The sequence below is a fragment of the Streptomyces sp. CAI-85 genome (assembly GCF_013363615.1).
In the GTDB taxonomy this organism is placed as follows: domain Bacteria; phylum Actinomycetota; class Actinomycetes; order Streptomycetales; family Streptomycetaceae; genus Streptomyces; species Streptomyces antibioticus_B.
The window spans coordinates 1-13,248 of record NZ_JAANNX010000095.1 but is presented as its reverse complement, the minus strand read 5'-3'; the positions used below and the strand labels follow the sequence as shown (position 1 = coordinate 13,248).

The 13,248-nt window shown below is 72.2% G+C and carries 17 protein-coding genes; 16 read left to right on the top strand and 1 reads right to left on the bottom strand.

What is annotated here, in order from left to right; all coding sequences use genetic code 11:
* The first annotated feature begins 5 nt into the window (after positions 1-5).
* The 15 genes from G6W55_RS35410 to G6W55_RS35340 all read left to right on the top strand — a co-directional run bounded on the left by G6W55_RS35410 (position 6) and on the right by G6W55_RS35340 (position 11,949).
* Complete coding sequence (locus tag G6W55_RS35410; RefSeq protein WP_003973401.1) at positions 6-245, top strand: RNA-binding protein; 240 nt, start codon at positions 6-8, stop codon at positions 243-245.
* 82 nt (positions 246-327) lie between these two features.
* Positions 328-897 (top strand): ribosome maturation factor RimM, encoded by a 570-nt coding sequence (gene rimM / locus G6W55_RS35405; protein WP_175524744.1) that lies wholly within the window; start codon positions 328-330, stop codon positions 895-897.
* Positions 897-1,730 (top strand): tRNA (guanosine(37)-N1)-methyltransferase TrmD, encoded by an 834-nt coding sequence (gene trmD / locus G6W55_RS35400; protein WP_175524743.1) that lies wholly within the window; start codon positions 897-899, stop codon positions 1,728-1,730. Before rimM ends, trmD begins: the two co-directional genes overlap by 1 nt.
* 133 nt (positions 1,731-1,863) lie before the next feature.
* Entirely contained in the window at positions 1,864-2,214 is a 351-nt protein-coding gene (gene rplS, locus G6W55_RS35395) for a 50S ribosomal protein L19 (protein ID WP_030797849.1), read from the top strand.
* Between the two features lie 45 nt (positions 2,215-2,259).
* On the top strand, positions 2,260-3,015 hold the full coding sequence (gene lepB, locus G6W55_RS35390) for a signal peptidase I (RefSeq protein ID WP_175524742.1): 756 nt from the start codon (positions 2,260-2,262) through the stop codon (positions 3,013-3,015).
* Positions 3,008-4,102: a signal peptidase I gene (gene lepB / locus G6W55_RS35385; RefSeq protein ID WP_175524741.1), complete on the top strand. Its 1,095-nt coding sequence runs from the start codon at positions 3,008-3,010 to the stop codon at positions 4,100-4,102. Before lepB (G6W55_RS35390) ends, lepB (G6W55_RS35385) begins: the two co-directional genes overlap by 8 nt.
* Positions 3,993-4,973 (top strand): signal peptidase I, encoded by a 981-nt coding sequence (gene lepB / locus G6W55_RS35380; RefSeq protein ID WP_175524740.1) that lies wholly within the window; start codon positions 3,993-3,995, stop codon positions 4,971-4,973. Before lepB (G6W55_RS35385) ends, lepB (G6W55_RS35380) begins: the two co-directional genes overlap by 110 nt.
* 100 nt (positions 4,974-5,073) lie before the next feature.
* On the top strand, positions 5,074-5,856 hold the full coding sequence (gene lepB / locus G6W55_RS35375) for a signal peptidase I (protein ID WP_175524739.1): 783 nt from the start codon (positions 5,074-5,076) through the stop codon (positions 5,854-5,856).
* Positions 5,846-6,403 (top strand): NUDIX hydrolase, encoded by a 558-nt coding sequence (locus G6W55_RS35370; RefSeq protein ID WP_375372503.1) that lies wholly within the window; start codon positions 5,846-5,848, stop codon positions 6,401-6,403. Before lepB (G6W55_RS35375) ends, G6W55_RS35370 begins: the two co-directional genes overlap by 11 nt.
* A gap of 56 nt (positions 6,404-6,459) precedes the next feature.
* The gene (locus G6W55_RS35365; protein WP_005311352.1) at positions 6,460-6,768 is read left to right on the top strand and encodes a DUF2469 domain-containing protein; all 309 of its coding nucleotides are present in this window, start codon (positions 6,460-6,462) and stop codon (positions 6,766-6,768) included.
* A gap of 97 nt (positions 6,769-6,865) precedes the next feature.
* Complete coding sequence (locus G6W55_RS35360; RefSeq protein ID WP_375372502.1) at positions 6,866-7,318, top strand: YraN family protein; 453 nt, start codon at positions 6,866-6,868, stop codon at positions 7,316-7,318.
* A 1-nt stretch (position 7,319) separates the two neighbouring features.
* The gene (locus G6W55_RS35355) at positions 7,320-8,981 is read left to right on the top strand and encodes a YifB family Mg chelatase-like AAA ATPase (protein WP_175524737.1); all 1,662 of its coding nucleotides are present in this window, start codon (positions 7,320-7,322) and stop codon (positions 8,979-8,981) included.
* Positions 8,978-10,165 (top strand): DNA-processing protein DprA, encoded by a 1,188-nt coding sequence (dprA, locus tag G6W55_RS35350; protein WP_175524736.1) that lies wholly within the window; start codon positions 8,978-8,980, stop codon positions 10,163-10,165. The genes G6W55_RS35355 and dprA overlap by 4 nt, the downstream gene beginning before the upstream one ends.
* Before the next feature lie 284 nt (positions 10,166-10,449).
* Positions 10,450-11,295, top strand: a complete 846-nt coding sequence (gene whiG / locus G6W55_RS35345; protein WP_030797868.1) for an RNA polymerase sigma factor WhiG — start codon at positions 10,450-10,452, stop codon at positions 11,293-11,295.
* A gap of 96 nt (positions 11,296-11,391) precedes the next feature.
* Positions 11,392-11,949 carry a TetR/AcrR family transcriptional regulator gene (locus tag G6W55_RS35340; protein ID WP_078634956.1) on the top strand — a complete coding sequence of 186 codons (558 nt, stop codon included), beginning with the start codon at positions 11,392-11,394 and terminating at the stop codon, positions 11,947-11,949.
* A 361-nt stretch (positions 11,950-12,310) separates the two neighbouring features.
* On the opposite strand, the gene G6W55_RS35335 is transcribed toward G6W55_RS35340, so the two are convergent.
* Positions 12,311-12,880, bottom strand: a complete 570-nt coding sequence (locus G6W55_RS35335) for a murein hydrolase activator EnvC (RefSeq protein ID WP_175524735.1) — start codon at positions 12,878-12,880, stop codon at positions 12,311-12,313.
* Between the two features lie 280 nt (positions 12,881-13,160).
* Here G6W55_RS35335 and G6W55_RS35330 point away from each other — a divergent pair.
* Positions 13,161-13,248: 30S ribosomal protein S2 (locus G6W55_RS35330; protein WP_175524745.1), on the top strand; the 88-nt coding region annotated here is incomplete at its 3' end.

Genomic DNA, 13,248 nt, shown 5'->3' with positions numbered 1-13,248 from the left:
TGAGCATGCTCGAGGAGGCTCTCGAGCACCTCGTGAAGGGCATCGTCGACAACCCCGACGACGTGCAGGTCGCCTCGCGCAACCTGCGCCGGGGGCGTGTGCTGGAGGTCCGGGTCCACCCCGACGACCTCGGCAAGGTGATCGGCCGCAACGGCCGTACCGCCCGCGCCCTGCGGACCGTCGTGGGTGCCATCGGCGGCCGGGGCGTCCGTGTCGACCTCGTCGACGTGGACCACGTCCGCTGACGCTTGTTGCAAACCGGCTCGGGCCGGGGAGGGCCACTGGGCCGTCCCCGGCCCGCAGTCGTATGACAGGAGATCAAGGACAGTGCAGCTCGTAGTCGCACGGATCGGCCGCGCCCACGGCGTCAAGGGCGAGGTCACCGTGGAGGTACGTACCGACGAGCCGGAACTCAGGCTCGCGCCCGGCGCCGTGCTCGCCACCGATCCCGCCGCCGCGGGACCGCTCACCATCGAGACCGGCCGGGTCCACAGCGGCCGTCTCCTCCTGCGCTTCGCCGGCGTCGCCGACCGCACCGCCGCCGAGGCCCTGCGCAACACCCTCCTGATCGCCGAGGTCGACCCGGAGGAGCTGCCCGAGGAGGAGGACGAGTACTACGACCACCAGCTCATGGACCTGGACGTGGTCACCGCCGACGGCGTCGAGGTGGGCCGGATCACCGAGATCTCGCACCTGCCCTCCCAGGACCTCTTCATCGTCGAGCGCCCCGACGGCAGCGAGGTGATGATCCCGTTCGTCTCGGAGATCGTCGCCGAGATCGACCTGGAGGAGCAGCGGGCCGTCATCACCCCGCCGCCGGGACTGATCGACGACCGCGCCGAGATCGTGTCCTCCCGGGATGAGTCCGCCCGGGGTGAGAGCGGGGACGCGTCCTGATGCGGCTCGACGTCGTCACGATCTTCCCCGAGTACCTCGACCCGCTGAACGTCTCCCTCGTCGGCAAGGCCCGCTCGCGCGGACAGCTCGACGTGCACGTCCACGACCTGCGGGAATGGACCTACGACCGGCACAACACCGTCGACGACACCCCCTACGGCGGCGGCCCCGGCATGGTCATGAAGACCGAGCCCTGGGGCGAGGCCCTGGACTCCGTCCTCGCCGACGGCTACGAGGGCGGCGCCGTACGGCCCGCGCTGATCGTCCCGACGCCCAGCGGCCGCCCCTTCACCCAGGACCTCGCCGTCGAGCTGTCCGAACGCCCCTGGCTGATCTTCACCCCGGCCCGCTACGAGGGCATCGACCGGCGGGTCGTCGACGAGTACGCCGCCCGCCTCCCGGTCTACGAGGTCTCCATCGGCGACTACGTCCTCGCCGGCGGCGAGGCGGCCGTCCTCGTCGTCACCGAGGCCGTGGCACGGCTGCTGCCCGGCGTGCTCGGCAACGCCGAGTCCCACCGCGACGACTCCTTCGCGCCCGGCGCCATGGCGAGCCTCCTGGAGGGGCCCGTCTACACCAAGCCGCCCGCCTGGCGCGGCCGGGGCATCCCCGAGGTGCTGCTCAGCGGCCACCACGGCAAGATCGCCCGCTGGCGCCGCGACGAGGCCCTGCGCCGCACCACCGTCAGCCGGCCCGACCTGATCGAACGCTGCGAGCCCGCCGCCTTCGACAAGAAGGACCGCGAGATGCTCTCCGTCCTGGGCTGGGAACCCGACCCCGAGGGGGCGGCGTACGGCCGATTTTGGCGCAGGACGAACGGCATGGAAGAATAGGCCGCTGTTGTCCGCCGTCCGGCGTGCGCCCCTGCCACAGGGGGACACGACGCCCGCTCCGACGGGGACGACACCCTCCCAGAAACCTTGATCCCGCTGATGACCTGTGGCATCGGCGAAGAAAGCAGACGCAATGTCCCACCTGCTCGACACCGTCGACTCCGCGTCGCTGCGCAGCGACATCCCGGCCTTCCGCCCGGGTGACACCGTCAACGTCCACGTGCGCGTCATCGAGGGCAACCGCTCCCGTGTGCAGCAGTTCAAGGGCGTCGTCATCCGCCGCCAGGGCGCCGGTGTCCGCGAGACCTTCACGGTCCGCAAGGTCTCGTTCTCCGTCGGCGTCGAGCGCACCTTCCCGGTGCACACCCCGATCGTCGAGAAGATCGAGCTGGTCACCCGTGGTGACGTGCGCCGCGCCAAGCTGTACTACCTCCGTGAGCTGCGCGGCAAGGCCGCGAAGATCAAGGAGAAGCGCGACAACTGAGCGGACTCGGAGATCCATATCGGGGCCGGATAGCATCTGGCCCCGATGGACACCGAAGCTCAGCCGACGACGGAGCGCGACCGCTCCTCCCGCCCTTCCGACCCCGCGGCGGCCTCCCAGGACGAGGCCCCGCGCGCGGAGGAGCCGGAGGGACGGTCGCGTTTCGCGTTGGTGGCGCGGATCACGCGAGGGATCCCGGGCGGCCGGATCAGCCTCACACTTCTCGTCTGCCTGCTGTTTTCGCTGGTCCTCAACGCGTTCGTCGTACGGCCCTTCCAGATCCCCAGCGGATCCATGGAGAACGGATTGAGGATCGGCGACCGCGTTCTCGTAAATAAGTTGGCGTACCGTTTCGGTGCCGGGCCCCGGCGCGGCGACGTCGTCGTCTTCGACGGGACCGGGTACTTCGGGAACGCCGACTACGTCAAACGCGTCGTGGGCGCGGGGGGAGACCACGTGGTCTGCTGTGACAAGGAGGGGAGGATCAGCGTGAACGGCCGGTCGGTCGACGAGTCCGCGTTCCTGTATCCGGGCGACAGCCCGTCCTCCGTGGACTTCGACGTGGTCGTGCCCGAGGGCACCCTGTTCGTCCTCGGGGACCACCGCGGCGCCTCCAGCGACTCCCGCGACCACCTCGGCTCCCCGGGCGGCGGCATGATCCCCGTCGACCGGGTCATCGGCCGCGCCGACTGGATCGTCTGGCCCGCCGCGCACGCCGGCCGGCTGACCCGCCCGGACGCCTACGCGCGCGTGCCCGCCGCGCGGGGCGGGCAGGGGGACGCGGAGGGCGCACATGGGTAACCGCGGCAAGCCGCGCGGGGTCCCCAGCTCACCCGCCGACGAGCTTCTGCCCACCGGCGCCCGGCGCGCCTCCTACCCGTCCGCGGGGCGTTCGCGCACCGAGCGGCGCAGGCTCCAGCAGAAGGTCAAGCGCAAGCGCAGGCGCTCCGCGGTCCGCGAGATACCGCTGCTGGTCGGTGTCGCCGTGCTGATCGCCCTGGTCCTGAAGACCTTCCTGGTGCAGGCGTTCGTCATCCCGTCCGGCTCGATGGAGCAGACCATCCAGATCGGCGACCGGGTCCTCGTCGACAAGTTCACGCCCTGGTTCGGCTCCAAGCCGCAGCGCGGGGACGTCGTCGTCTTCAAGGACCCCGGGGGCTGGCTCGCGGACGAGCAGACCACCGCCCGCAAGGACGACCCCGTCGTCGTCAAGCAGATCAAGGAAGGGCTCACCTTCATCGGTCTGCTGCCGTCCGACAACGAGAAGGACCTGATCAAGCGGGTCGTCGGAGTGGGCGGCGACCGCGTCCAGTGCTGTGACGCGCAGGGGCGGGTCACCGTCAACGGCGTTCCCCTGGACGAGGGAACCTATCTCTACCCCGGGAACGCGCCCTCCGACAGCGCCTTCGACATCACCGTCCCGCAGGGCCGCCTGTGGGTGATGGGCGACCACCGGGCCAACTCCGCGGACTCCCGCGCCCACCAGGACACCGACTACGGCGGCACCGTCTCCGAGGACGAGGTCGTCGGACGCGCCATGGTGATCGCCTGGCCCCTCGGGCACTGGAACCGTCTCAAGGAACCGCAAACTTTCTCCTCGGTGACCGGCTCGGCCGTCGGGTCGGCCGCCGCCGCCCAGCCGTCGCATAGGGTTGCCCCGGACGATCCGAACGGAACGATCCGAGAACTCCCGAGCCCTGCGGAACTCCCGCTCGTTATGGGAGTGGTGGGCCTGCGCCGTACATGGGGCAGGCAGCGGCAGAGAGTGAGGAGTTGGCGTGGGGGATGTGGCGGTTGGCGCACGGTCCGGGCACGACGGCGAGGAGCACCGCGGACGCCCCGTGGCCGCCGGCCCGGCCCCGGACGGCGCCGTGACCTCCGGGAGTGACCCGGGAGCGGGCGGCGGCGAGCCGCCCGCGGACGAGCCCCCGCGCCCCGGCGGCGGCGGGGGAGCGGGCGGTGCCGCCCCGGCGCCGAGGAGGCCGCGCTCCTTCTGGAAGGAGCTGCCGATCCTCATCGGCATCGCGCTGGTGCTGGCGCTGCTGATCAAGACGTTCCTGGTGCAGGCGTTCTCGATCCCGTCCGCCTCCATGGAGAACACCCTCAAGGAGGGCGACCGGGTCCTCGTCGACAAGCTGACGCCGTGGTTCGGCTCCGAGCCCGAGCGCGGCGAGGTCGTCGTCTTCCACGACCCGGACAACTGGCTGGCCGGCGAGGCCACCACCGATCCCAACGCCTTCCAGACCTTCCTGAGCTGGATCGGCCTGATGCCGTCCGCCGAGGAGAAGGACCTGATCAAGCGGGTCGTCGGGGTCGGCGGTGACACCGTCACCTGCAAGGGCACCGGCCCGCTGACCGTCAACGGCAAGGCGCTGAACGAGCCGTACGTGTACCCGGGCAACACCCCGTGCAGCCAGGACGACCAGGGCGGCCAGTTCTCCGTGAAGGTCCCCAAGGGCTACATCTGGGTGATGGGCGACCACCGCCAGAACTCGCGGGACTCGCGCTACAACCAGTCGGACAAGCACCACGGCATGGTCCCCGTCGACCAGGTCGTCGGCCGTGCCATCGTCAAGGCGTGGCCGATCACCCGCTGGGGCACCCTGCCGGTTCCGGACACCTTCGACCAGCCCGGCCTGAACGCGCAGTCGTCGTCCGGCCCGGCCCTGGCCGTCGCCCCGCAGGGGCTCGCCCTGGTGGGGGTCGTGCCGGTGGTCCTGTGGCGCCGTCGGCGCCAGGAGCTGTCCTGGAAGCGCTGACCTCGCCGTACCGGGTCGGTAAACCCTTTCCCAAGCTTGGGCTCCTGGCCGGGAAGGAAGGGCTGACCCCGCTCGGTACCGCCGGGTAGGGTGCGGACCCATGGGCGGCGACAGCACGACACGAACGGCCCCGCACAGCGGGGGTGGCACCAACGGTGGCCCGGTGGGCAGCCGGACCGGACAGCGACTGTCCGGACTGGCCGTCGCGCTGGGCCTCGTGCTGTTCCTGGGCGGATTCGTCTGGGCGGCCCTGGTCTACCGGCCCTACACCGTGCCCACCAGCTCCATGTCGCCCACGATCGGCGCGGGCGCGCGCGTGGTGGCCGAGCGGGTGGACGGCGACGAGGTGCGCCGCGGTGACGTCGTCGTCTTCGAGGACAAGACCTGGGTCACCGGCTCCGCCGTGGTCAAGCGGGTCGTCGCGGTCGGCGGCGACACGGTCGCCTGCTGCACCGAGGGCAAGCTGACCGTCAACGGCAAGGAGATCGACGAGCCGTATCTGCCCGAGGGCAGCCTCGCCGAGATCAAGGGCTTCCCGACCGTCACGGTCCCCGAGGGCCGGCTGTTCCTGCTCGGCGACGAGCGGCAGGGCTCGCTGGACTCCACCGCCCACCTCACGGACGCGGCCGGCGGCACGGTGGCGCGCACCGCGGTCGAGGCCCGGGTGGACGCCGTCGTCTGGCCCTGGGACGGCATGCTCGCCCGCCCCACCGGCTTCACGGAACTCGGCGCGCTCTCCGAGCCGGGACCGCTGCGCACGATCCAGTGGATGATCCTCGGCGGCGCCGTGCTGGTGCTCGGCGGCGGCGCCTACGGCCCGATCGCCTCCCGCGCGGCCGCCCGCCGCACCCGCACCCGGCCGGAGCCCGCCGGTGCCCGCTGAGGCGACGGACGCGGCCGGGGGATTCACCGACGCGGCCGGGGGATTCCCGGCCGACACCTATGAAGGTGGCCTGCGCCGGGTCGCACGGGTCGTGCTGCTCGATCCGCAGGACCGCATTCTGCTGCTGCACGGCCATGAGCCGGACGACCGGGCCGACGACTGGTGGTTCACACCCGGCGGCGGTGTCGAGGGCGACGAGACCCGGGAACAGGCGGCGCTGCGGGAACTCGCCGAGGAGACCGGCATCACCGACGTCGAACTGGGCCCGGTGCTGTGGCGGCGCCGGTGCTCCTTTCCGTTCGCCGGACGCCGCTGGGACCAGGACGAGTGGTACTACCTGGCCCGGACGAGCGTGACGGCTACGCGGGCCACCGCCCTCACCGAGCTGGAGCGGCGCAGTGTCGCCGGAGCACGCTGGTGGACGTGTCGGGAACTCGCCCGGTCGCATGAGACGGTGTATCCGACCAGACTCGCCGAGCTGCTGCGGAGGCTGCTCGACGACGGTCCCCCGGCGCGGCCCGTCACCCTTGACACGGAAATCGTCTAGGGGCCGACGGGACTGGCGCACAATGGGGAGATCGCACGGCTGAAGGGGAACATGCCATGAGCGCCGAGGACCTCGAGAAGTACGAGACCGAGATGGAGCTGAAGCTCTACCGGGAGTACCGCGATGTCGTCGGTCTGTTCAAATACGTGATCGAGACCGAGCGGCGTTTCTACCTCACCAACGACTACGAGATGCAGGTGCACTCGGTCCAGGGCGAGGTGTTCTTCGAGGTGTCGATGGCGGACGCCTGGGTGTGGGACATGTACCGGCCGGCCCGGTTCGTGAAGCAGGTCCGGGTGCTCACGTTCAAGGACGTGAACATCGAGGAGCTGAACAAGAGTGATCTGGAGTTGCCGGGGAGCTGAGCGTCTTCTCGGGGCTCTTTGGTCCCTTCGGGTGGGTGACCGGGTTTTCCACAACTGCCGGGTTGTCCACCAAGATCCTTTTTGGTGCGGCTGAGGCGTGAATGTGGGCCCCGGAGGTGGTGCCCACATGAACGCACAACAGGCACACGGCAACGGCAGCACTGTCGGCGGGGCTGCCCGCAGGCCCCAGCGGGCTCGTAGCGCGCTCGGCAGGTACGGCGAGGGGCTGGCCGCGCGGCGGCTGGCCGAGGCCGGGATGACGGTCCTGGCGCGCAACTGGCGCTGCGGCCGTACCGGAGAGATCGACATCGTCGCCCGGGACGGGGACGTGCTCGTCGTCTGCGAGGTCAAGACCCGCAGGGGCGACTCCTTCGAGCACCCGCTCGCGGCGGTCACACCCGAGAAGGCCCAGCGGCTGCGGGACCTCGCCCAGGGCTGGATCCATGCCCACGGCGGAGCACCACCGGGCGGCGTCCGTATCGACGTGGTCGGGGTGATCCTGCCCCCGCGCGGCGCACCCGCCGTCGAGCATGTGCGGGGGGTGGTCTGAGATGGGCTTCGCACGGACCTGCTCGGTGGCGCTGGTAGGCGTCGAGGGAGTCGTGGTCGAGGTGCAGGCGGACCTCGAACCCGGAGTGGCGGCGTTCACGCTGGTGGGGCTGCCGGACAAGAGCCTCACCGAGAGCCGGGACCGGGTACGGGCGGCGGTGGTGAACTCCGGCGGCGAGTGGCCGCAGAAGAAACTCACCGTCGGGCTGAGCCCGGCCTCGGTGCCGAAAGCCGGCAGCGGATTCGATCTCGCCGTGGCGAGTGCCGTCCTGGGCGCGTCGGAGCGGATCGATCCCCGGGTGCTCACCGACATCGTGATGATCGGCGAACTGGGCCTCGACGGACGGGTGCGGCCGGTGCGGGGCATCCTGCCCGCGGTGCTCGCCGCGGCCGACGCGGGCTACGAACAGGTGGTGGTGCCCGAGTGCGCGGCCGCCGAGGCGTCGCTCGTACCGGGTGTCTCCGTGCTCGGGGTGCGCAGTCTGCGGCAGCTCATCGCCATCCTCGCGGACGAGCCCGTGCCCGAGGAGGAGCCCGACGAACAGGGCCGCCCGGATCCGCTGCTCGCCGGGCTGCGGATGCCCGGCACGGGTGCGGCCACCGGTATGCACAGCCTCGGCGCCGCCCAGCACGACCAGGGGCACGACCTCGCCGACGTGGTCGGACAGCGCTCGGCCCGCACCGCCGTGGAGGTGGCGGCGGCGGGCGGACACCATCTCTTCCTGGAGGGGCCGCCGGGCGCGGGCAAGACCATGCTCGCGGAGCGGCTCCCGGCCGTTCTGCCCCGGCTGACCAGGCAGGATTCGCTGGAGGTCACGGCGGTGCACTCGGTGGCCGGACTGCTGCCGCCCGGCAAACCGCTGATCGACGTCGCCCCCTACTGCGCCCCGCACCACTCGGCGACCATGCAGTCCCTGGTCGGCGGCGGCCCCGGCATCGCCCGGCCCGGCGCCGTCTCGCTGGCCCACCGGGGTGTGCTGTTCCTGGACGAGACTCCCGAGTTCAGCGGCCAGACCCTCGACGCGCTGCGGCAGCCTCTGGAGGCCGGCCATGTGGTGATCGCGCGCAGTGCGGGCGTGGTGCGGTTCCCGGCGCGCTTCCAGATGGTCCTCGCGGCCAATCCCTGCCCGTGCGGCCGCTTCTCGTTGCGGGACAGCCTGTGCGAATGCCCGCCGTCGGCGATCCGCCGCTATCAGGCCCGGCTGTCCGGGCCGCTGCTCGACCGGGTCGACCTGAGGGTCGAGGTGGATCCCGTCAGCCGGACGGAACTCGCCCACCGCGGCCCCGGAGGGGAGTCCACGGCGACGGTCGCCGACCGGGTGCGGGCGGCCCGGGAACGCGCCGCGGTCCGGCTGGCGGGCACCCCCTGGCGGACCAACAGCGAAGTACCGGGACGGGAACTGCGCACCCGCTACCACGCGGCGCCGGGCGCGATGGACGACGCCGAACGCAACCTGGAGCGCGGTGTGCTGACGGCACGTGGACTCGACCGGGTGCTGCGGGTCGCCTGGACCGTCGCCGACCTCGTGGGCCACGACCGGCCCGACGCGGGGGACGTGGCCCTTGCGCTGCAACTGCGGACGGGGGTTCCTCGGGGGGTGCCGATGGCACTGGGGGCCGGTGGGGCGCGTGGCGCCCAGGGGGCTCGTGGGGCCGTCGCATGAGTGGCGCCGAGGAGGAGGCGGGGGAGCAGGCCGGTTCGCCGGGCGGCGATCGGCTCGCGCGGGTGTTTCTCACGCGGGTCGTCGAGCCCGGGGACGAGGTCGGGGGCCGGTGGGTGCGGGAACTGGGCGCCGCCGAGGTGGTCCGGCGGCTGCGTTCGGACGAGGGGATGCTGCCCGGGGTGTCCCCGCGCCGGTGGGGCGGGCTGACCGCCCGCGCCGCGTCGGCCGACCCCGAGCGGGATCTCGCGGTCGCGGCCGGGGCCGGGGTGCGGTTCGTGTGCCCGGGGGACACCGAGTGGCCCGGTCCGCTGGACGACCTCGGGGACGCCCGGCCGCTCGGACTGTGGGTGCGCGGCCGACCCAGTCTGCGGATGTGGGCGCTGCGCTCCGTCGCCGTGGTCGGCGCCCGCGCCTGCACCGCCTACGGTGCGCATATGGCCGCCACTCTCGCGGCCGGCCTCGCCGAGCGGGGGTGGGTGGTGGTCTCCGGCGGTGCCTACGGGGTCGACGGGGCCGCCCATCGCGGGGCCCTCGGGGCGGGCGGTGCCACGGTCGCCGTCCTCGCCTGCGGGGTCGACCGGCCGTATCCGCGCGGCCACACCGAGTTGATCAACAGGATCGCCGAACAGGGGCTGGTGGTCGGGGAGTTGCCGCCGGGCGACCATCCGACGCCGCACCGATTCGTGCTGCGCAACCGGGTGATCGCCGCGCTCACCCGGGGCACGGTCGTCGTCGAGGCCGCCTATCGCAGCGGCTCGCTGGTCACCGCGCGGGCGGCCCGGCGGCTGGGCCGGCACACCATGGGCGTGCCGGGGCCCGCGACCAGCGCGCTCTCCGCCGGAGTGCACGAAATACTGCGCGGCGAGGAGGCGATGCTGGTCACGGATGCCGCGGAGGTCGTCGAACTCGTCGGGGACATGGGGGAGCTGGCCCCGGACCGGCGTGGGCCGGTGCTGCCGCGCGATCTGCTGGAGCCGGGCGCCCGGCGGGTGCTGGCCGCGCTGCCCGGCGACCGGGCCGCGGCGCCCAGGGAGGTGGCCCGTGAGGCGGGCACCACCGCGGACGACGCGATCGCGAGACTGTACGAACTCAGAGCGCTGGGCTATGTCGAACGACTTGGCGACGGCTGGAAGTTGACACGCCAGGCGATGGTCTCCGTTCGAGCGGGCCGGAGCCCCCGCTGACCGAGGGTGTTCGGCCGTCCGGGGGAACGCCGAAGCCCTTGCCAATTCCCCCAGTTGACGCGGTCCGCGGGTCACGGTGAGCGACCGCCGTGCCCCGGGGGAGCGTCCAGCGGAACGTATCTGCGCACAGGTGGGGCCACGCCCTTCGCGCACCGCGACGCTCCAGTCACGCTACGCTCACGTGGATTCCGGTACAGAACGGCAGCAGCGCGACTTCCGATCAGCAGAGCACCCAGGCACCCCCGACTCCCCGTACTTCACGGCAGAACGGCACAAGGCGACGTATGCCCCAGCACACCTCCGGGTCCGACCGGGCGGCGGCGGTACCCCCAGCCGCCCGCGACGGTGGCGGCGTGCGGCCGCCCGCGCCCTCGACGCTCGACGAGCTGTGGCGGTCGTACAAGACGACGGGGGACGAACGGCTGCGGGAGCAGTTGATCCTGCACTACTCGCCGCTGGTGAAGTATGTGGCGGGGCGCGTCAGTGTCGGGCTGCCGCCCAATGTCGAGCAGGCCGACTTCGTCTCCTCCGGGGTCTTCGGACTGATCGACGCGATCGAGAAGTTCGACATCGACCGGGAGATCAAGTTCGAGACGTACGCGATCACCCGGATCCGGGGCGCGATGATCGACGAACTGCGCGCGCTGGACTGGATCCCGAGGTCGGTGCGGCAGAAGGCGCGCAATGTGGAGCGGGCGTACGCCACGCTGGAGGCGCGGCTGCGGCGGACGCCGTCGGAGTGCGAGGTGGCCGCCGAGATGGGCATCGCCGTCGAGGAACTGCACGCCGTTTTCAGTCAGTTGTCGCTCGCCAACGTGGTGGCCCTGGAGGAGCTGCTGCATGTCGGCGGTGAGGGCGGCGACCGGCTGAGCCTGATGGACACCCTGGAGGACACGGCCGCCGACAACCCCGTGGAGGTGGCCGAGGACCGCGAGCTGCGGCGCTTCCTGGCGCGGGCGATCAACACCCTGCCGGACCGGGAGAAGACCGTCGTCACGCTCTACTACTACGAGGGCCTCACGCTCGCCGAGATCGGGAACGTGCTGGGTGTCACCGAGAGCCGGGTCAGCCAGATCCACACCAAGTCGGTGCTCCAGTTGCGGGCGAAACTCGCCGCTTTCGGGCGCTGACCGGGGGCCGGCGAGGGGCGCGTCGAGGTGAGTCCCTCCCGCTGAGGAAGCGGCGTCCGTACAGTGGACGACGTGCCAAGGATTCGAGCGGCCTCCGTGGCCGAGCACCGGACGATGCAGCGTGCCGCCCTGCTGGACGCGGCACGCTCCCTGCTGTCCGAGGGCGGGACGGAGGCGCTGACCTTCCCCGCGCTCGCCGAACGGACGGGGCTCGCGCGTTCGTCCGTGTACGAGTACTTCCGGTCGCGGGCGGCCGTGGTCGAGGAACTGTGCGAGGTCGACTTCCCCGTCTGGGCGGCGGAGGTCGAGTCGGCGATGGCCGCGGCGGACGGCCCCGAGGCCAAGGTCGAGGCGTACGTCCGCCGGCAACTGGCCCTCGTCGGCGACCGGCGGCACCGCGCCGTCGTGGCGATCTCCGCGAGCGAACTGGACGCGGGCGCCCGCGAAAAGATCCGCGCGGCCCACGGCGCCCTCGTGGCGATGATCGTCGAAGCCCTGGCAGAACTGGGCCACACAGAACCCCGCATGGCCGCGATGCTCGTCCAGGGCGTGGTCGACGCCGCGGTCCGCCGCATCGAACTCGGAGCGGCGGAGGAACCGGACACGATCACGGACGCGACGGTGTCGATGGTGCTCCGGGGCGTCCTGGGCTGAGCCCCGGCCCACGCCTGCGGCACCGAAGCCTCGGGGCTCAGTCCCCGAACCCGGACTTTCCGGCCGTGGGTGGCGGTGGCGGCCGGCACCAGGGCGCGGTCCCGTGGTTGCACGCTCGGCTTGGCGGTCGGGACCTGGGCGACACCCCCGGCGGGCGGCGCGTGACCCCCAGCCGAGCGATCCCGGCGATCGCCCGAACCGGTCTGAGCCGGCGGGTCCGCATCCAGCCCGCAGGCCGGCACCGGGGCGGCCCCTCACCGGGCGCGCCCCCAGAAGCCGGTGCTCAGGCGGGGGCGGGCTTTTGCCCCCGGCCTGCGGTCCGCAGCCTCGCATTGGAGCCCCGGGGGATCGCAACCCCTCCTCACCCCGGCAGCGGCACCCCCAGCACCGGCAGCAGTCTCGAAGGGCCGCGGCGTAGGAGCCATGAGGGCAGCAGGGACAGTGGGTCCAAGTACGTCTTGTCCCGGCGTAGGCCCCAGTGGAGGCATGGGGTCGTGCAGTGGGAGCCCGTTGGTTCCACTGTGCCCAGGACCTGGCCGGCGGTGACTTGCGTGCCCTTCGTGATCGATGGGCGTACTGGCTCGTAGGTCGTTCTCAGGTTCGTGCCGGTCAGGGTCACGGAGATCACGCCGCGGCCGGCCACTCGGCCGGCGTACGACACCACGCCGGCCGCCACCGCGCGCACCGGTGCGCCGGGGGGTGCCGCCAGGTCCACGCCCCGGTGGCCGCGGGCGTAGGCCGTCGGCGGGGGTTCCCAGGCGCGGACCACCGCCGGGCGGGTCCCCACCGGCCACGTCCGGCCGATGGCGGGGACCGAGGGGGACGGCGGGGGTGGGCCGGGGGCCGCCCGGGCCGGTGGCGACAGCGTCGTGGGCCACAGGAGGAGGAGAAGCGGCAGCAACAGGGACCAGGCGTGTCGGTTGACGTGCATGGACTCACCGTGTCGGAAACCGTCGATCATGGCCGGGACCTGTGGACAACCCCCCGCTTGTGGAGAGCGGCGTCACCCGGTGCCTCGCCGGTCCCGTACACTTCTTCTGGCGATCCGGGTCACCGGGTCGACTTCGCACGCCCCGGTATCGGGGTCCGGCCACGGCCGGTCCTCCGGTATCCGCGCCCCTCGGTCCTTCGTGGCTCGGCGCACCGCGGGCGTCAGGCGCGGAAGCCGTCCGGCATCCGCGGCACAACCGAGAAACCCAAGGAGAACGGCCATGGCCGTCGTCACGATGCGGGAGCTGCTGGAGAGCGGCGTCCACTTCGGTCACCAGACCCGTCGCTGGAACCCGAAGATGAAGCGCT